Origin of the sequence: Pseudomonas wadenswilerensis (assembly GCF_024749185.1) — a bacterium.
GTDB classification, from domain to species: Bacteria; Pseudomonadota; Gammaproteobacteria; order Pseudomonadales; family Pseudomonadaceae; genus Aquipseudomonas; species Aquipseudomonas wadenswilerensis.
The window spans coordinates 3049624-3066192 of sequence record NZ_CP087191.1 but is presented as its reverse complement, the minus strand read 5'-3'; the positions used below and the strand labels follow the sequence as shown (position 1 = coordinate 3066192).

At 58.6% G+C, this 16569-nt stretch carries 19 protein-coding genes and 2 pseudogenes; 9 read left to right on the top strand and 12 right to left on the bottom strand.

What is annotated here, in order from left to right; translation table 11 throughout:
* On the top strand, positions 1-447 hold the full coding sequence (locus LOY45_RS14040) for a DUF1294 domain-containing protein (protein ID WP_258577853.1): 447 nt from the start codon (positions 1-3) through the stop codon (positions 445-447).
* Here LOY45_RS14040 and LOY45_RS14035 read toward each other — a convergent pair.
* Together LOY45_RS14035 and LOY45_RS14030 are read right to left on the bottom strand one after the other, a co-directional pair.
* A complete protein-coding gene (locus LOY45_RS14035; protein ID WP_258577852.1) occupies positions 440-799 on the bottom strand; it encodes an MmcQ/YjbR family DNA-binding protein in 360 nt (119 codons plus the stop codon). The two genes, LOY45_RS14040 and LOY45_RS14035, sit on opposite strands and share 8 nt — an antisense overlap.
* Entirely contained in the window at positions 792-1700 is a 909-nt protein-coding gene (locus LOY45_RS14030; RefSeq protein WP_115086754.1) for a LysR substrate-binding domain-containing protein, read from the bottom strand. The genes LOY45_RS14035 and LOY45_RS14030 overlap by 8 nt, the downstream gene beginning before the upstream one ends.
* A 129-nt stretch (positions 1701-1829) precedes the next feature.
* Here LOY45_RS14030 and LOY45_RS14025 point away from each other — a divergent pair, with 129 nt between their 5' ends.
* Together LOY45_RS14025 and LOY45_RS14020 are read left to right on the top strand one after the other, a co-directional pair.
* Positions 1830-2441 (top strand): FMN-dependent NADH-azoreductase, encoded by a 612-nt coding sequence (locus LOY45_RS14025; RefSeq protein ID WP_115086753.1) that lies wholly within the window; start codon positions 1830-1832, stop codon positions 2439-2441.
* A gap of 140 nt (positions 2442-2581) precedes the next feature.
* Positions 2582-3613 carry an alpha/beta hydrolase family protein gene (locus LOY45_RS14020; protein ID WP_115086752.1) on the top strand — a complete coding sequence of 344 codons (1032 nt, stop codon included), beginning with the start codon at positions 2582-2584 and terminating at the stop codon, positions 3611-3613.
* On the opposite strand, the gene LOY45_RS14015 is transcribed toward LOY45_RS14020, so the two are convergent.
* The 3 genes and pseudogenes from LOY45_RS14015 to LOY45_RS14005 all read right to left on the bottom strand — a co-directional run bounded on the left by LOY45_RS14015 (position 3607) and on the right by LOY45_RS14005 (position 7718).
* Positions 3607-4767 (bottom strand): MFS transporter, encoded by a 1161-nt coding sequence (locus LOY45_RS14015; protein ID WP_258577850.1) that lies wholly within the window; start codon positions 4765-4767, stop codon positions 3607-3609. The genes LOY45_RS14020 and LOY45_RS14015 overlap by 7 nt on opposite strands.
* A 150-nt stretch (positions 4768-4917) precedes the next feature.
* Positions 4918-6504, bottom strand: coding sequence for an ABC-F family ATPase (locus LOY45_RS14010; protein ID WP_115086750.1), 1587 nt, complete (start codon positions 6502-6504; stop codon positions 4918-4920).
* A 20-nt stretch (positions 6505-6524) separates the two neighbouring features.
* Positions 6525-7718 (bottom strand): annotated as a pseudogene (locus LOY45_RS14005) (tyrosine-type recombinase/integrase).
* A gap of 272 nt (positions 7719-7990) precedes the next feature.
* On the opposite strand from LOY45_RS14005, the gene LOY45_RS14000 reads away from it, so the two are divergent.
* On the top strand, positions 7991-8491 hold the full coding sequence (locus tag LOY45_RS14000; RefSeq protein ID WP_258577849.1) for a hypothetical protein: 501 nt from the start codon (positions 7991-7993) through the stop codon (positions 8489-8491).
* Between the two features lie 37 nt (positions 8492-8528).
* Here LOY45_RS14000 and LOY45_RS13995 read toward each other — a convergent pair whose 3' ends face one another.
* The 4 genes and pseudogenes from LOY45_RS13995 to LOY45_RS13980 form a co-directional block, all read right to left on the bottom strand.
* Positions 8529-8903, bottom strand: a complete 375-nt coding sequence (locus LOY45_RS13995) for an ASCH domain-containing protein (protein WP_258577848.1) — start codon at positions 8901-8903, stop codon at positions 8529-8531.
* A pseudogene (locus tag LOY45_RS13990) lies at positions 8900-9150 on the bottom strand (hypothetical protein). The gene LOY45_RS13995 and the pseudogene LOY45_RS13990 overlap by 4 nt, the downstream one beginning before the upstream one ends.
* The gene (locus LOY45_RS13985) at positions 9147-9440 is read right to left on the bottom strand and encodes a hypothetical protein (protein ID WP_258577847.1); all 294 of its coding nucleotides are present in this window, start codon (positions 9438-9440) and stop codon (positions 9147-9149) included. The pseudogene LOY45_RS13990 and the gene LOY45_RS13985 overlap by 4 nt, the downstream one beginning before the upstream one ends.
* Positions 9437-9766, bottom strand: coding sequence for a hypothetical protein (locus LOY45_RS13980; RefSeq protein ID WP_258577846.1), 330 nt, complete (start codon positions 9764-9766; stop codon positions 9437-9439). Before LOY45_RS13980 ends, LOY45_RS13985 begins: the two co-directional genes overlap by 4 nt.
* A 95-nt stretch (positions 9767-9861) precedes the next feature.
* On the opposite strand from LOY45_RS13980, the gene LOY45_RS13975 reads away from it, so the two are divergent.
* A complete protein-coding gene (locus LOY45_RS13975) occupies positions 9862-10710 on the top strand; it encodes a hypothetical protein (protein ID WP_258577845.1) in 849 nt (282 codons plus the stop codon).
* A gap of 369 nt (positions 10711-11079) precedes the next feature.
* Here LOY45_RS13975 and LOY45_RS13970 read toward each other — a convergent pair whose 3' ends face one another.
* The gene (locus LOY45_RS13970) at positions 11080-11490 is read right to left on the bottom strand and encodes a hypothetical protein (protein ID WP_258577844.1); all 411 of its coding nucleotides are present in this window, start codon (positions 11488-11490) and stop codon (positions 11080-11082) included.
* 142 nt (positions 11491-11632) lie between these two features.
* Between LOY45_RS13970 and LOY45_RS13965 the strand changes: the two genes are divergently transcribed.
* A complete protein-coding gene (locus LOY45_RS13965) occupies positions 11633-12148 on the top strand; it encodes a hypothetical protein (RefSeq protein WP_258577843.1) in 516 nt (171 codons plus the stop codon).
* Between the two features lie 30 nt (positions 12149-12178).
* Here the strand turns inward: LOY45_RS13965 and LOY45_RS13960 are convergent, their stop codons facing one another.
* Positions 12179-12793 (bottom strand): nucleoid-associated protein, encoded by a 615-nt coding sequence (locus tag LOY45_RS13960; protein WP_258577842.1) that lies wholly within the window; start codon positions 12791-12793, stop codon positions 12179-12181.
* Between the two features lie 517 nt (positions 12794-13310).
* On the opposite strand from LOY45_RS13960, the gene LOY45_RS13955 reads away from it, so the two are divergent.
* Entirely contained in the window at positions 13311-13607 is a 297-nt protein-coding gene (locus tag LOY45_RS13955) for a hypothetical protein (protein ID WP_115086738.1), read from the top strand.
* Between the two features lie 452 nt (positions 13608-14059).
* On the top strand, positions 14060-14269 hold the full coding sequence (locus LOY45_RS13945) for a hypothetical protein (RefSeq protein WP_167458890.1): 210 nt from the start codon (positions 14060-14062) through the stop codon (positions 14267-14269).
* Positions 14270-15151: 882 nt separating this feature from the next.
* Here the strand turns inward: LOY45_RS13945 and LOY45_RS13940 are convergent.
* The gene (locus LOY45_RS13940) at positions 15152-15718 is read right to left on the bottom strand and encodes an isochorismatase family protein (RefSeq protein ID WP_134064960.1); all 567 of its coding nucleotides are present in this window, start codon (positions 15716-15718) and stop codon (positions 15152-15154) included.
* 425 nt (positions 15719-16143) lie between these two features.
* On the opposite strand from LOY45_RS13940, the gene LOY45_RS13935 reads away from it, so the two are divergent.
* Positions 16144-16569, top strand: coding sequence for a bleomycin resistance protein (locus LOY45_RS13935; protein WP_115086733.1), 426 nt, complete (start codon positions 16144-16146; stop codon positions 16567-16569).

The window sequence follows — 16569 nt, the reverse complement described above, 5'->3', positions numbered from 1 at the left end:
ATGAGCCGTAGCCAGAGCCAACAGCGCCGCGCAGCCTCTGCCAGCGGCGCCATGCAAAACCCGCGCAGCAAGCTGCTGGTTTTTGTCGCCCTGTGCCTGCTGCCCGTGGGCGGGGCCCTGCAGATGCTGCTGAGCGGGCAGTCCTGGGTGCCGGCGCTGGCCTATCCGCTGGCCAGCCTGGTGAGCTTTGTACTGTATTGGCGCGACAAGCAGCAGGCCCGCAACCAGGCCTGGCGCACGCCGGAGAAGGTTTTGCACGCCAGTGAGCTGTGTGGCGGCTGGCCGGGCGCCTTGCTCGCCCAGCAACGGTTCCGGCACAAGACCCGCAAGCTGTCGTTCCAGCTGAGCTTTTGGGCCATTGTCGCCGTGCATCAGCTGTTCTGGGTCGACCACCTGCTGCTCGACGGCCGTTGGTTGGGTGTGGCGTTGGCGCCAGTACTCAGATAAGCAAACCCGGTTGCAGGCGCTTGGGCAGGCGCCTGACCACCAGTTGGTGGGAGCGTTGCAGCAGCTCGCTCAGTTCAGCGCGGCCCATGGGGTAGGGCGGCGCCATGCTGATCCAGTGCGCTCGCGCCAGATAAGGCGCCGGGCGCACGCCGGGGCGGTCGGCGTAACCCAGAAACAGATCGCTATCGACCTTGAACGACAACCCGGCGCCGGCCAGGTCAAGCACGGCGAACATCTTGTTGCCGGCCACCGAGAACACGCGCACGCCGCCCCACTTGTAGTCTTCCCGCGCACCCGGCAGGCTCAGGCACAAGGCCGCGACCTGGTCTTCGGTGATTTTCCCTTCAGACATAACGTTCCCCGCATTGGGCGAATTCCGCCACCAGATGATCGATCCACACCCGCACCGCCGGCAGCAGCCCGCGCCGATGTGGGTAGACTGCCTGCAGATACCCGCCGGGCAGCGACCAGTCTGGCAGCAGCCGCACCAGCTCGCCACGGTCGAGTTCTTCTTCGCAGTGCATGATCGGCAGGGCGGTAAAGCCCAGCCCGGCAATGGCGGCGGCCTTGCGCACGACAAAGTCGTCGATCGCCAGCCGTGCCTCCATGGCCAGCTCATGCTTGTGACCCTTGGCGTCGAGCAGGCGCAGATGCACCAGGCGGTCGGCGTCCACCGCGCCAAGTACCGGCAGGCTGGCCAGGTCTTGCGGGTGATTGAGCACCTGCGCGGCGGCGAATTGCGGTGCGGCCACCAGGAGCATCTGCGCCTGACGCAGGCGGCGGGTGACCAGGGCCGGGTCTTCATCACCCAGGTCGCGCACGCGCAGGGCTACGTCGACGCCCTCGGTGATCAGGTCGACGCGGCGGTTGAGCAGGATCATGTCCAGTTGCACCTGCGGGTATTGCTGCAGGAAGCGGCTGATCACATCGGGCAAGAATTCATGGGCCAGGCCCACCGGGCACGACACCCGCAAGCGCCCGCGTGGTTCGCTGGTCATGCTGGCCACCGCTTCGTCGGCCATCTCTGCCTCCAGCAGCATGGCCTGGCAGTGGCGCAGGTAGCGTTCGCCCACGGCCGTCAGCTTCAGCTGGCGCGTGGTGCGTTGCAGCAGACGCGTACCCAGGCGTTCTTCGAGCTCGGCGATACGCCGGGACAGGCGTGATTTGGGAATACCGAGCAGACGGCCGGCGGCAGCAAAACCGCCGGCTTCGACCACGCGGGCAAAGTAGAAAAGATCGTTGAGGTCTTGCATGGGATATCACCATTGTCCTGCCAGTAGGACAAACTAACGCATTTTTGCTGACTTATCAGCTATTCGCCACTCAAGTAGGATTCTTCCCATCGTGATCGCCCACTCGCGGTCTTCATTCAGGAGAGTCCCATGAAACTGTTGCATATCGATTCGAGCATTCTGGGCGACAATTCCGCCTCCCGTCAGCTGAGCCGCAGCGTGGTTGAAGCCTGGAAAGCCGCCGACCCGTCGCTGCAGGTGACCTACCGTGACCTGGCCGGCGACGCCATCAGCCACTTCTCGGCCGCGACCCTGGTGGCTGCCGGTACCCCGGAAGAACTGCGCGATGCCGCGCAACAGCACGAGGCCAAACTCAGCGCCGAGACCCTGCAGGAATTCCTCGACGCCGATGCCGTGGTGCTGGCTGCGCCGATGTACAACTTCACCGTGCCGACCCAGCTCAAGGCCTGGATCGACCGTGTCGCCGTGGCAGGCAAGACCTTCCGCTACACCGAAGCCGGCCCTGAAGGCCTGTGCGGCAACAAGAAAGTGATCCTGGTATCGACCGCCGGCGGCCTGCATGCCGGCCAGCCTACCGCGGTCGGGCATGAAGAGTTCCTCAAGGTGTTCCTCGGCTTCATCGGCATTACCGACCTGGAAATCGTCCGCGCCCATGGCCTGGCCTATGGCGATGAGCACCGGGTCAAGGCCCTGAACGCTGCCCAGTTGCAGATCAGCAACGACCTGTTCGCCGCTGCCTGATTGCACTAGCGCCACCCAAACCGACTGCAGGCATGGCCTGCAGTCGGTTTTTTCATGGAGTCTTCATCTGCGCCGATCCGGCCCGTTCTATGCTGCGCACTGTCAGCATTGATCGACAGCGTTGGGTAAGGTGCAAAACGATGCGGCGTCTTGGCGCGTTATTCCTGCTTGTGCTGCTGGGCGGCCCACTGACGGTGCACGCCGAGCCGGCTGCGCACTGGAGTGTCGGCGTGCACCGGTTGAGCTTTGCCGACCCGCTGGATGCGCAACCGGTGCAGGCACTGGCGTTCTATCCGTCCAGCGGCCCCGAACGCAGCAGCCGTATCGACGGCTATCGGATCCAGGCCTGGGAAGGCGCACCGATGGTCATGGGCCGCTATCCGCTGTTGATGCTTTCCCACGGCAACACCGGTACGCCCCTGGCCTTGCATGACCTGGCGACCGCCCTGGCACGTCGCGGCTTCATCGTCGTCGCCGTGACCCATCCGGGCGACAATGCCCGCGACCATAGCCGCCTGGGGACCCTGAGCAACCTCTACGGACGTCCCTTGCAGATCAGCGCGGCGATCACTGCCAGCCTGAGCGATGCCTTTCTGGCGCCTTACATCAATGGCCCGCAGGTGGGTGTGATCGGCTACTCGGCCGGTGGCGAGACCGCCTTGATCCTGTCCGGCGCGCAACCGGACCTGGAACGTCTGCAACGTTACTGTCGGGAGCGCCCGCTGGACGCCGATGCCTGCAAGACCCAGGGGATTCTGATCGCCGATCGTGCCGACCTGCGGGCTGCGCCTGATCCGCGGGTCAAGGCGCTGCTGCTGATGGCGCCCCTGAGCCTGATGTTCGGCCGTCATGCCCTGGCCGAGGTCAAGGTGCCGGCGTTGATCTACAGCGGCGACCAGGACCAGTTGCTGGCCATCGACAAGAACGCCCAGGCCCTGGCGCGCAAACTGCCGGTCACACCCAACTACAAGCTGCTGGCCGGCGCCGGGCATTTTGTCTTCATGGCGCCGTGCGACGACGAACAGCGGCAGAAGATGGCCGCCTTGTGCAATGACCCGGACGGCGTCGACCGGGAGGATATTCACCTGTCGTTGCAGGCGGAGGCCGCACGGTTTTTCAACCACACCCTGGGTGACCGCCACCGGGGCGGGCTGCCTATGGCCGATCAGTGAGCGTTGGCGCGACGCGACAGCAGCACGGTCAAGCCGACCCCTAGCAGGGACAGCAAGGCTGCCACGCAGAAGATCCAGGCATAGCCCAGGTACAGGGCCACCGCGCCCATTACCGGCCCGGCAATCGCCAGGGCCAGGTCGAAGAACACCGCGTAGGCGCCCAGGCCCGCGCCGCGGCTGGAGCTGGGTACCTGTTTGATCGCCTCCACACCCAGCGCCGGATACACCAGCGACAGGCCAAAGCCCGCAAGCCCGGCGCCAATCAGCGCCAGCGCCGGGCTTGGCGCCAGCCACAGCAAGGCCAGGCCGAGGGCTTCGGTGGCCATGCAGGCCACTGCCACCTGATAGCCGCCGAAGCGGTTGACCGCGTTGACGAACAGCAGTCGCGAAAGAATGAAGCACACGCCGAAGCCCTGCTCAAGATAGAACAGGGTGACAAAGGTGGTCAGGGTGCCGTAGCCGATCGATGCCAGGGTCAGGCTGACGCCGCACGGCGCCACTCGGCCGAATGCGGCCCAGAACGGCAGGCGTTCGCCGCGCACCACCGGCGTCGACGGCTTGTTGCGGATTACCAGCAACGCCAACAGTGCCAGGCCACTCAAGGCCAGGCCCAGGGTGGCGAAATTGACCTGGTCGACCAGCATCACCCCCAGCGGCGCGCCGATGGCGATGGCGCCGTACGAGGCAATCCCGTTCCAGGAAATCACCCGCGCAGTCTGCTCGGCGCCTACCGCACCGATGCCCCAGCTCAAGGTGCCTACACCAATCAGCCCTTGGGCAACCCCCAGCAGCACGCGCCCGCCCAGAAGTGCCAGCAGGCTCAGCAGCGGCACAGTTACAGTCAGCGCCGAAGCAAAGGTCAGCACACCACTGGCGGCGATCCCGATCAGCCCGTAGATGATTGCCCGTTTGCTGCCCAGGCTGTCCGCCGCCCGCCCGGCAAAGGGCCGGCTGAGCAGGGTGGCCAGGTACTGCAGGCCGATGGTGATACCGGCGATGACCGCACTGAAACCCAATTGATCATGCACATAGCTGGGCAGTACCGCGATCGGCAGGCCGATGCAGAGGAAGGCGATGAAGGTGTAGAAGACAATCGAGAGGATTTGCCGGGTGATCGACCTGGTGTCGACGGGAGCGGGTTGTTGCGCGGACATGAGCTCGTTCGCTGGCGGGCGGTGGGAGAGGGCCCATGATCGCTGGGTGCGAAGAGAAAAGGAAGCAGGCTAACGGATTTTCCAGCATCGCGGGGCAAGCCCGCTCCTACAGGATTGTAGGAGCGGGCTTGCCCCGCGATCAGGTCTGGATCAGATCACCACACCCTGGCTACGCAGGTAGTCATCGTAGGTACCGCTGAAGTCCACCACACCGCTCGGGCTCAGCTCGATGATGCGGGTGGCCAGCGACGACACGAACTCACGGTCGTGGCTGACGAAGACCAGCGTACCCGGGTAGTTTTCCAGCGCCAGGTTGAGCGCCTCGATCGATTCCATGTCCAGGTGGTTGGTCGGTTCGTCCATCACCAGTACGTTGGGCTTTTGCAGGATCAGCTTGCCGAACAGCATGCGGCCTTGCTCACCACCGGAGATCACCTTCACCGACTTGAGGATCTCGTCGTTGGAGAACAGCATGCGCCCCAATGTGCCACGGATCACTTGCTCGCCCTGGGTCCACTGGCCCATCCAGTCGAACAGGCTGAGGTCTTCTTCGAAGTCGTGGGCGTGGTCCTGGGCGTAGTAGCCCAGTTCGGCGCTTTCGGTCCATTTCACCGCACCGGCATCCGGGGCCAGTTCACCGACCAGGGTGCGCAGCAGGGTGGTCTTGCCGATACCGTTGGGGCCGATGATCGCCACGCGCTCGCCGGCTTCAACGGTGAAGCTGAAGTTCTCGAACAGGGTCTTGCCGTCGAAGCCCTTGGACATCTTCTCGATGGTCACGGCCTGGCGGTGCAGTTTTTTGGTCTGCTCGAAGCGGATGAACGGGCTGACCCGGCTCGATGGCTTGACCTCGGCCAGCTGGATCTTGTCGATCTGCTTGGCCCGCGAAGTGGCCTGCTTGGCTTTCGAGGCGTTGGCCGAGAAGCGGCTGACGAAGGTCTGCAGCTCGGCGATCTGGGCTTTCTTCTTGGCGTTGTCCGACAGCAGCTGCTCGCGCGACTGGGTCGCGGCGGTCATGTACTCGTCGTAGTTGCCCGGGAACAGGCGCAGCTCACCGTAGTCCAGGTCGGCCATGTGGGTGCAGACGCTGTTGAGGAAGTGCCGGTCGTGGGAAATGATGATCATGGTGCTGTTACGCGCCGTGAGAATGTTTTCCAGCCAGCGGATGGTGTTGATGTCCAGGTGGTTGGTTGGTTCGTCGAGCAGCAGCACTTCCGGGTTCGAGAACAGCGCCTGGGCCAGCAGTACACGCAGCTTCCAGCCTGGCGCGACTTCGGTCATCGGGCCGAAATGCTGTTCCAGCGGGATACCCAGGCCCAGCAGCAGCTCACCGGCGCGGGATTCGGCGGTGTAGCCGTCCATCTCGGCGAACTCGGTTTCCAGCTCGGCAACGGCCATGCCGTCTTCTTCGGTCATTTCCGGCAGCGAGTAGATGCGATCGCGCTCGGCCTTGACCTTCCACAGCTCCTCGTGGCCCATGATCACGGTGTCGATCACGGTGAATTCTTCGTAGGCGAACTGATCCTGGCGCAATTTGCCCAGGCGTACGTTCGGCTCGAGCATGACCTGGCCGGCGGACGGTTCCAGGTCGTTGCCGAGGATTTTCATGAAGGTCGACTTGCCGCAGCCGTTGGCGCCGATCAGGCCGTAGCGGTTGCCGTTGTTGAACTTGACCGAGACGTTCTCGAACAAGGGCTTGGCGCCGAACTGCATGGTGATGTTAGCGGTGGAGATCAAAGGGCTTACCTATCAATAACTTATGTGACGCTTTCACAGCCTGAGACCAATTTGAGACCAATCTGGAGTTTTTCAAGCTCCTGCCAATCCGAGGTCGAGTTGATCCAACGTGCATAAGTCGATAAGAGCATCTGCACGCTATGCCCGAGCTGTTGGGCGATAAATGCGGGGTTGAGGCCAGACATTAAGCATATTGTCGCATAGGTGTGACGGCAGTTGTATGGCCGCCGGTAGCCGATCCCCAATTCCTTGAGGATTGGCCGACATTGGTGATGCAGATCGGACGTTTGCTGCACAAATTCTGCGTTTTTCGACGGTGGGAAAATGTACGGCGTCTCAGTCACCTTTCCTTTGCCCAGCTTGCGCCGCTCCGCTTACAGCCTGGCGAACTCCAGCGCGTGCAGCGCACGCTCATTCAGCAGCACGAAACGATCCTTTCCTGTCTTGGTGCGTTCCACCACCTTTCCTAATGCAACGGTGCGCTTCACATGCGCCGTTCGCTTCTCAAGATCCACCGCGTCCCAACGAAGGGCCAACGCTTCGGATAACCTCATTCCAGTGAAAAAGACGAACTCGTAGAACGCGGCATAGATCGAGCTGTGCCAGTGCTTTCCCGCGTACATCCTCGCGACGATGCGGTTTGCCTCGTCCAGGGTGAAAGGCTCGATCTCTTTTCTGCTTCGCTTGGGCAGCTGTACCGACTCTGCAGGGTTGCGCAGTATCAGTCCGTCACCCACGGCGGCTTTGAGGATGGTCGACAGCTTCACCAGTGCGTTGCGCTTGACCGAAGGTGAGGTCCATTTCGTTGTGCTGACGATTTGGCGAATCCGCGTCGTTGACAGCAGGTCGATCCGGACCAGCGCAAGGTGCGGCATCCAGTAAAGGTTGAGCGCGCTCTTGTAGCCATTGCGCGTGCCGTCGACGATCTCGCGACTATCCAGCCACAGCTGAGCGTACTCACCGAATACCGGCACCCCACCGACGACGGTGGCGGAGTTTGGGAACAACTCCGCGTATTTGTCCTGGTCCAGTAACCCGTACTTGATGAGGCTTGTTACCTGATCGCGAAGCTGGAATGCAGCCTTGAGGCCTTTCGGTGTCGAGGGGTAGGGAAGGGTTTCGGTGCGTCGAGTACCTTCCCACATGAATCGGAGGCGGAGCGATCCGTGGTTGATGTCGATCCCTGGGGGTAAATCCATTGGCTTTCGAGCCATTCGTCGTACCTCTTCTTGCTATAAATGATGCGGCCGTGGTGCTTCATCCAGACGCCTTCGGGCAGTACGCCGCGCAGGCGTCGGCCTTCAAGTGCTCGTTTGGTGCAGCCGAGTAGTTCAGCCATGCGTTGTTCGGTGACCTTGTCGACGTCACCACTGGTTTCGGTTTCCATGGGATAGGCTCCACGCCGCGCATGGCGGCAGAGGTGGATGGATAGTTAAATTTGGGAAGGGTAAGCTGCGGCTTTTCGCCATCAGGGAAAGACGTCTGAATGTCTAAGTCGATGAAATGGGCCGGCATTGTGTTCTTAGTTGCGGTGCTTGCTGGCTGCGGTAGCCAAAGGCTGGCGTACACGCCGTCTGGATCGCACATCGCGGACAGAGCCCATGCCGTGGAGGTGATTGAGCAAGCCTTCTTCGAGGACTACAGCAAGAAGTCCCGCCCGCAATCGGTCTTGGTCACAGACAAAGTGATAATTCTTTCGGACGGCGTCATTTCTCAGGGCAGTAGCGTCGGTTCTGCAGTTCCAATTGGTACTGGCGCACTCGCAGTGGGAAACAGCACGGTTGTTACACGGGAAGCCAGTCGCCGCATTTACCTCAACTCGATAGGCGAAGTAACGCTTTACCAGAAGCGTGGTCGAAGTAACCGGTTCGTGGTGATAGTTCGCGCCATTGATGGCAGCCCCCTTGCCTCCATCAGAACGTTCAGCCTTGACCGAGCCAAGCAGTTCTCCGACGCCATCACATTCGTCAAGGTCCCCTCCAAATGAGCCGCGCCACGTAGACCGGGGCGACGATGGGTAGGGGTCATGGCAGAAGCTCCTTCGGTACCTCGAAGAAACCCAGTCGGCCCTTCACGGGTATGAAGCCCCAAGGGCGCGGGTCACGGAGGACGAACCCCTTTTCACCTGTGTACCACGGTGATTCGCTGGCATCGACGCTATCGACCAGTTCAACCGTACCGACAATGCCGCCTCGCTCCAGCTCTTCGAAAGGTGGGATGGATATTCGGCGCTCAGCAGCGTACCAGGCCACCCAGGCGTAATCGGTACGCTTCATACCCTGTGAAGCATGCACGCAGAATCGTCCCCGGAATTTCGTGTGCCAGCTGCGGTTCTCAATGTCCTTGCCACCGTGGATGATGAGCCATGCCCAGGGTTGGCGAATTGAAAGTGCCTTCATAGCGAATACCTGTCTTCCTTCCATGGCGCTGACGCCTTTGTGGAAGTCCTGATGTTTTCTTTTTCGTACGGGGATAGCTGGCGCCGTTCACCGTCCTGCAGTTGGCTGTCGGGATACAGCTGATTCCAACGCCGTTCAGGATATAGCAGGTGACGCCGCGATGGCTGTCGTGCTGCACGTCGATGACGTTCTCGGTTGCGCTGGCGCCGGTGGCCAGCAGCAGGAGGCAGAGGGCGAGGCGGGTCATGGCTGTACCTCGCCGCTGTAGCGCTCGTAGTCGTCGCCATACTCGTAGCAGTAGGTTGCCGGCCAGCAGCCGCGAGTGCCTTCAGGAACCAGGTTATACATACGGTCGTAGGTACCGTGCCCAGGGGTGGTCTTAACCCAAGCGTGGACAGGGCCTCCCAGCGCCCAGCCCGGGTACCGCTTGATTGCGGCAGCCATGAACTGTTCAAGGTCGTGATGCCCTTTGCTCATGACGATGTAGGTGTCTTCGCCAACGCTCTGCACGTCGAGCGGATGCTGTTTGTTCGTCATGGCATCACCACCCGGCGACCCCACCAGCACGCCGGGCCATCGTCGGTGTCGTGGATAGCCAGGCAGAACCAGCCGTCGCCGTCGGGCTTGCCTGGTTCCCAAAAGCCACAATGGGGTTCGCCAGCCTCGAAGTAGCGATCTGCGATCTCATCCGGCGCGTCGGTCTCTAGGCTGACCTTTGCAACCTGCAGGCCCTGTTGCGCGATCCAGGCCTTGCACTTCTCGCCGTCGCCCTCGTTGAAGTCGGGCAGATCGGGATGTTCAAACATTCCGTATTCGTCGCGCACGACAGGCGCCGGCTGGATCAGCTTGATTTCTTCAGGCATGACGATTCCTCGGCCGCCATATCGCGGCAGTGTATATATTGTTCAATCGGACAGCATTCCGTGATAGCCTTCTGCCATTTTTTTAAGGGGGTGGCATGAACTTGGTTCAGGGATTGTTAGTAATAGTGGTCTTGCTATCTGGGCTCTCGATGTATTTTTGGTTGAAATTGAAGGGCGCTGAAAGTAAGGAGGAAGTCCAACCGTTAGACACAGGCTTTATAGCATGGGTTGCGCTGGTGTTTGTCTTTATGATTGTCAGCCTATATGTTTATTTTGGTGATAATGAGCCAAGAATTCCGCAAGATGTAGGTCAGATAGGTGATTTTATAGGTGGCTTGACAAATCCGGTGTTGAGTTTTTTAGCTTTGTTGGTGTTGTTGCGGACAACCAGAATCCAGACAATGGAGGCACGTAAAACTACCCAGTTTATGCGTGCTCAACAAAATATCATGGAGGTTGAAAAATTCGAGAATACTTTCTTTCAACTTATCGCCCAATTAGAGTCTCATTGTGAAAAGCATTTCAGGGTGATGATTGATGGTACGTCCTATGGGGAAGAAGTTTCGGAGAGTCTGTGGGAGACATATGAAGAGTTTGGAAAGCTTCCAGCAGATGAGCAGCTTGATAAAGCGTTGGAGCACATGGCAAGTCTTACGGGAGGCGCTGAGTGTGTAATTTTGGCGCAGCGGGCTATGAGGGTAGTCAAATTTATTAATAATTCGAAGCTGCCTAAGGGTACTCGTCAGAGCTATGCATCAATACTGCGCGATACTATTTATCCTACTGAGTGCGTTATTGTGGTGGGTATTATGTATAAATACGAGGCTGCTCGCAAAATGCTGAAGGAGTGGAGAATCGTAGATTTGGGCGAAAGCTATTTCCCCTGCCCCGAAATCGAGAGATATTTTTACCCTGAGCGGACATTTTCGCCTGGTGTTGAGTGACTGTCTGTTGTAATTAGCTATTGAATTGAAAAATTATGAATTTTGTGGATCTTATTCATAGAGCGCGTAGGCAGAAAAGCATTGGTCCCGGGCTTCAGTTCTCGCCACGAGATTGACCAAGTCGAACCGGTGGATTCCCTGTACGGTGAGCCCCCAGTCAACCATGCGATTGATTCAGTGGGTTTCGGCACTGATCTACTCAATAGAACTAACTGTCGGATCAGTCACCCTGACGAGGAAGGATGCGGCGCTTTTCTTGCTGGCGATGTTGTGTTCGGCCATCGTGTTGTCCTTTCGTGCAGGCGCCACCCTCGCCGGGGTGGCGTGATTCGTTGAAGTGGGGAGGCGCTGGCTGGCAGCGCGGGAGGGTCAGGCGGCGCGGACTTTAAAGGTAAGCATCGCTGTGGCGTCTTCGAAGCACTCGTCCAACTCTTGGTAGGCTCGATACTTGGCCTGGCTGCGAGTGGCCGCCCAGACGCGCCGCACGTAATGACGCGCATCGCCGAGCATGTACTTCACGTCATCCCAGTCGTACATGCCGTTGGTGAGTACTTCCCACTGCTTGAGCGGCAGCGTCTCGGCCATTTCGCCGTACTGCATCTCCCAGGTCGGGTGGTAGTTGCGGATGCGCTTCTTCGGGTCGCTGTCGAGGATGACGCCGATGTAATGGCCGCGGTCGGCGATGATCACGCCGGGCTCGCCGTTGGCGATTACGCGGCGCCCGATCTCGGCCGGCACATTGTAGCGGCGGCGAACGTAGTCGCAGTTGTAGCAGTTCATGGCATTCTCCATGCATGCACCGACCTCCGTGACCGAATGCGGCAACGAATCAGTAAGGGAGTCTGGCAGCTTTTCCATGCTGATCTATAGTCGAAGTGGCATAACAATAGCTTTACGCCACTATGACAGCAGGAGCATAAAAATGAAACAGGGATTATCGGGTTTTGCATTAATCTTTATTTTAGTTGTAATGTCCGGGTGTTCTTACATCTTGCCGAGGCAGGTTGCCGTGCTTGGGCAGGATTCAAAAACTGATAGGTGCAATCCTGGGTATAGCGTCTACTATTATAGAGATGCTGATGTTGGTGTTTGTCTCCCGGAAATTATGGCGGTCTATACGCATTGTGTTACTGAATTGACTGTTGCGAACTCATCTTTCAAATTTGACGAGTCGGGAACGTTAAAGTCGGCTGAGGTTCTTGATAAGGTTAAGGGGCTTGATCTAACCGCCCAGCAAAAAAGAGACTTAGACAAAGTTTTTGCAGACAGTGGCAGCATCGGGGTAGCAAGAGGAAAAGCCATCGATCAATGCTATATCCTAACGGCGGATGTTTACGGTAACGGAACAACCAAGGTTAAAGAGATAGATGGAAGTATAATTCGTGATGCTACAGTACCTCTTAAGTCTACGATAAAGCTGCCGCCTCTCAGAGAATAGGAACTTGAAAGTTGTTTGACGCGAGCACTGTTAAGTAGCTTTGCGCTTGAGCTGGTCAACCAGCTGTGTCGGAAGGTTCCTGATGGTTAAGCTGGCGCTAGCCTGGTTGAACTCGACGCTCTTGCCGAGCAGATGAGCGTCGAAGCTGATCGAAATGCCTTCAGCACGGCCGGTGTAGCGACGGAACTGGTTGATGGTGCGCTTGTCCGGAACGAAGTTCTCGGTCAGGCCGTAGTTGCCGGCCTTGATGAAGTCGGCGAAGGTCTTTGGGGCATCCTCGTTCAGCAGCGCCGACAGTTCGTCCAGCCTGATAGGCTCGCCGACCTTGTCCTGCGCTTGGGCGTAGTTCGCGAGGTTGTGGGTCTTCTCGCTGGCGGCATCGTCGGCCAGGTCCTCGGCTTTTACGAAGTCGCTTAACGCTTTGAGCAGGGTGCGAGTCTCGCCCGGTGAGTCGACGCCCTCGGTCACGCCAATGAAGTCGCGGAAATACCCGACAGCGCGCCGTCCGCCCTTGGGCCTGATGAACGAGATGTACTGGCGGGACGCTGGATTGGCGCGCCATTCGCTCAGGTTGATCCGGCTAGCGAAGGCGAGTGTGCCGGTGTCCAGGTTGCGCGAGACCGCCACGCTCAGGTCCTGCGCCACGGCCCTGGCTCACCCTGGTGCTGTGCGACTAAGGCATCAAGCAGGCTCTGCCAGAACTCAGCATGAGGGGACCGGCACAGATGGGCTTGGTACTGAAGCAGCTTCAGCAGACGCTCAACTTCATCGCACGGCACGCTGACCATCTGTTCGGTGTTGCTGGATCGGTTTTCTGTGGGCATGGAGATACCTCGCTGAGAAGCGACTAAAATTGAGATTTTTTGGCACAAACAACGGGTGAAGCATGGAATGCTTAATCTGCGGTGAGAAGGCGAGGGCACTGTCTACAGCTGCTGTATTTGTCGAAGTTGATTGCCCCGTGTGTGGTTACTACGGAGTTCCGAGGTTCTTAGTCCAACAGATCCTGAGAGGAGAGTGGCGGCTCGATAAGGACAGAACGAGGACCTACCTGGCGATGCGAGCGGTGAATAAGCAACTGCCTTGGATAACGAAGATTGATATCAATATTCATCTTCTACGTCAGGTGACTGTCCCTGGTCGATAAGCAGCAGGTGATTCGATGAAGCAGCTACTGTTGGGCGCTTTGCTGGTTTCCGTCGCCGGCATTGCCAATGCGGACATCCCACTGGTGAATGCAACTTGCCCAGGAAACATTGAGGTGCATGCCGATGAAGGCGGCCCGATCTACATCAATGGCAAAGAGGCGAAGCTGAAGAAATTCAACGACAACTATTTCGAGGCCAAAGGCAGCGGGGTAACTATCTCGCTCACCATCAAGCCCGATGGCTCGCCCGATGTGTCGTACACCGGCAAGGGTGGTGCGAATGGAGTGTGCGAGCTGACAGATCAGGACTGATATACCAGTGTGCTGGCGGGTAGCAGACGAGGGGCAGGCAAGCCGTGCTTTGAAGTAACACATCGCCTTGCTTGTCCTGCAACTCTTGGTAGGCCAGGTACTTCGCCTGCGAGCGCGTCGCGCCCCATACCTGTTGCACCCAGTGGTGGTCGTCGCCAACCCAGTGTTCGACGTTGAACCAGTCGCACCAGGGCGGGATGACTTTCCATTCCTTCAGCGGTAGCTTCTCGGCCATTTCGCCGTATGAGCACTCCAGGCTCGCCGTTGGCAATTGCGCGGCGCTCGATCTCGGCCGGCACATTGTAGTGGCGGCGAACGTAGTCGCAGTTGTAGCAGCTCGTGGCTTTCTCCATGCATGCGCCGTCCTCCGTGGCCGGATGCGGCATGGTGGCAATGTGGTTTGGGATGGGGTATTACGGGGGATCGGCATGGGGCCGGGTCAAGGAGCGAGAATGGCCTACAAGACTCGTGTCAAATTCATCGTTAAGGAAAGCGGAAATGGTATTCCCTCCCAGAGCGGGGAGGCGCTTGATGAAATCCCAACGTTTCCGAAAGCGCCGCTGACTTTTGAGCGTCGCCCAGGTACAAGCATTGAAAAGGCGAAGGAGATAGCTTCGTCTCTGAATGAAAATCTGGCCGGATATCAGCCTGACCCATTCTAGGGCCTGCTTAGTCCCTGGTCGAACCTTCAAGCGCAGGTCTTCTTCCTGCAGCTTCGCGGACTTCTCGCACCTGCGCCGGTCGCGCTCGGCCTGGTCCATCGCCATGTGACGCCTCCTTTAATCCGCTTGGCGGCAAGTGAACATGCAGTTGCCGACGGCGCTGCTGGGTGATCTTCTGGATGCGTCTCATGGGTGGCACACCTCGATTGGCTTCTTGTTTGTAGAGCCAGGGGGCATGACCACTAGTAGACGCTTGTTTGCGCAATACACGCCCCAGGCTGACCAGTGGACGTGGCCATGGCCGCCGCGTACTTCACGGCGGGGCGATTGTGGCGATCATGGCTACGCCCCAGCCACTCGCGCTCCGACACCCACAGGCCGCCCTGACACTGCCCTCCAGTTCATGGCCACGGATGGTTGCCTTGGTCTGGAATGGAGTCTCGCCGCTGCCATGGATAGGGGGACGCAAGTGGTTCGGCTGTCCGTCGCTCATCGCAAGACAGGTACTTTTTGAATTTTTCAGGCTTGTCCTAAAGATTCCGGGCAAAGCCTCGGTTAATTTTTACTCGTTCGCCCGGCACATTGGCTCTATACCAACGCTTGGATTAAAGGCCCTGCGCGTCAAGCGATCAGCCCCAATCAATGCGTAACGTTTTAGGAGAAGTTCGCTATGGACAAGGCTTTTAATCGCTCCTCATTTGTATCTGGTCTTCTGCTTTTGCTGGCCGGGACAGGGATGGCCATAAACTTTTTTCTGAGGTCGAAGAGAATTGATATTCCCGTGATTTCTCTTCTGGTTATTGGTGTCGCCATGACCTATTCAGGGTGGAAGAGAAGTCGCAGAGAATAGTCAACCCACGCCGTGCATGGCGGCAGATAACTTCATAGGGTGAACTGAGCGACCACTTCATCCGATGACATGACATCGGCATACTCATCACCCAATATAGCCAAGGTCAATTCATGGACAGTTATGGCGTCCCATGACTTTCCATGCGCCCCAATGACGGGCACAGCTGTCGTGGCGTCTGAGGGAAGGATGATGCTGTATCCGAGTGCTTTTCCCGCACGGACTGTGGCATCCATGCTGTTGTGAATGACAACACCCGTCAGCACCAATCGCGTAACCTGCATCCGTTTAAGAATGGCGTCTAGTTCGGTGCCAATGAAAGCGCAGTTTTCCTGTTTGGTGATGATGGTTTCTCCCTTTATAGGGGCGACGTCCTTCTTAATGCCATTCCATGGGCCATGGACGTAATAGCTGGATGTAGGAGTCTGCTCATCGTGCTTCACGTGAAGAACCGGCCAACCGATCAATCGCCAGTGATTGAGAAGGCGTAGGATGACCAGCAAATAGTCAGGATTATTTTTGCCATCCCAGTTCGGCCGATCAATGGCATCTTGGACGTCAAGGATAACAAGTGGGATAGGGCCAGATTGATCTTTCATGCCATTTCATCTCCTTTGAGTAGTGCACCAGCCCAGTGTGCTGAAACGAGGTTTTGGGGCATGTTCGCGATGATGATGTTGCCGAATATCGCTTTTGGAGTGCTTTGGGGTGTCCGGTGTCGCGCAACCGACTGAGATCTCCCGTCAGTTCTTCCTTGCCCGTGCTGTCGAGCGTTCAAGGCAGGGCACTTAGCCCATCATCCTGGCAAAGAAAAGCCCGCAGAGGAAGGCGGGCCAAAGGTGTCACGAGGAGTGGCAAGACTATGCACCCTGGCTTGTGAAAGGATTGTGAATGCCACTGCAACAGAGAGCCCGCCGAAACGGGCTGAAGCCGATCGCAAGCAAGGAAAAAGGAGGGGTGATACTGATGCCGCGCTGTTGTAGACTCGCGCAGCTTGGCCCCTGAACCTGCCATGGAGATCCCGATGTTCACGATGAACGCCCTGGTGCCCGAACTGATCGTAAGCGACCTGCAGCGCAGTCTGCAGTTCTACTGCAGCACCGCGGGTTTCACCCTGGAATACCAGCGCCCTGAAGACAAATTCGCCTTCCTGTCGTTTGGCCAAAGTCAGCTGATGCTGGAGCAGGATTGGCACAGCGACTCGCCCTGGCGCGTGGAACCGCTGGAACAACCGTTCGGACGAGGCCTCAATCTGCAGATACTGTGCGATAACGCCCAGGACCTGGCAGATGCCTTCGAAACAGCGGGGTACCCCTTGCGCCGGGCGGTCGAGGCGCATTGGTACCGCAGTAACGACCGCCTGAACGGTCAGCGCAACTTCCTCATCCAGGACCCGGATGGCTACCTGTTACGTTTCAGCGAGAACCTGGGAATGCGAAACTGCCAGTAA

Excerpts from the sequence above, each read along its gene's own strand:
- LOY45_RS14040 (WP_258577853.1), top strand. The coding sequence starts at position 1 with ATGAGCCGTAGCCAGAGCCAACAGCGCCGCGCAGCCTCTGCCAGCGGC.
- LOY45_RS14035 (WP_258577852.1), bottom strand. The coding sequence starts at position 799 with ATGTCTGAAGGGAAAATCACCGAAGACCAGGTCGCGGCCTTGTGCCTG.
- LOY45_RS14030 (WP_115086754.1), bottom strand. The coding sequence starts at position 1,700 with ATGCAAGACCTCAACGATCTTTTCTACTTTGCCCGCGTGGTCGAAGCC.
- LOY45_RS14025 (WP_115086753.1), top strand. The coding sequence starts at position 1,830 with ATGAAACTGTTGCATATCGATTCGAGCATTCTGGGCGACAATTCCGCC.
- LOY45_RS14020 (WP_115086752.1), top strand. The coding sequence starts at position 2,582 with ATGCGGCGTCTTGGCGCGTTATTCCTGCTTGTGCTGCTGGGCGGCCCA.
- LOY45_RS14015 (WP_258577850.1), bottom strand. The coding sequence starts at position 4,767 with ATGTCCGCGCAACAACCCGCTCCCGTCGACACCAGGTCGATCACCCGG.
- LOY45_RS14000 (WP_258577849.1), top strand. The coding sequence starts at position 7,991 with ATGTCTAAGTCGATGAAATGGGCCGGCATTGTGTTCTTAGTTGCGGTG.
- LOY45_RS13995 (WP_258577848.1), bottom strand. The coding sequence starts at position 8,903 with ATGAAGGCACTTTCAATTCGCCAACCCTGGGCATGGCTCATCATCCAC.
- LOY45_RS13985 (WP_258577847.1), bottom strand. The coding sequence starts at position 9,440 with ATGACGAACAAACAGCATCCGCTCGACGTGCAGAGCGTTGGCGAAGAC.
- LOY45_RS13980 (WP_258577846.1), bottom strand. The coding sequence starts at position 9,766 with ATGCCTGAAGAAATCAAGCTGATCCAGCCGGCGCCTGTCGTGCGCGAC.
- LOY45_RS13975 (WP_258577845.1), top strand. The coding sequence starts at position 9,862 with ATGAACTTGGTTCAGGGATTGTTAGTAATAGTGGTCTTGCTATCTGGG.
- LOY45_RS13970 (WP_258577844.1), bottom strand. The coding sequence starts at position 11,490 with ATGAACTGCTACAACTGCGACTACGTTCGCCGCCGCTACAATGTGCCG.
- LOY45_RS13965 (WP_258577843.1), top strand. The coding sequence starts at position 11,633 with ATGAAACAGGGATTATCGGGTTTTGCATTAATCTTTATTTTAGTTGTA.
- LOY45_RS13955 (WP_115086738.1), top strand. The coding sequence starts at position 13,311 with ATGAAGCAGCTACTGTTGGGCGCTTTGCTGGTTTCCGTCGCCGGCATT.
- LOY45_RS13945 (WP_167458890.1), top strand. The coding sequence starts at position 14,060 with ATGGCCTACAAGACTCGTGTCAAATTCATCGTTAAGGAAAGCGGAAAT.
- LOY45_RS13940 (WP_134064960.1), bottom strand. The coding sequence starts at position 15,718 with ATGAAAGATCAATCTGGCCCTATCCCACTTGTTATCCTTGACGTCCAA.
- LOY45_RS13935 (WP_115086733.1), top strand. The coding sequence starts at position 16,144 with ATGTTCACGATGAACGCCCTGGTGCCCGAACTGATCGTAAGCGACCTG.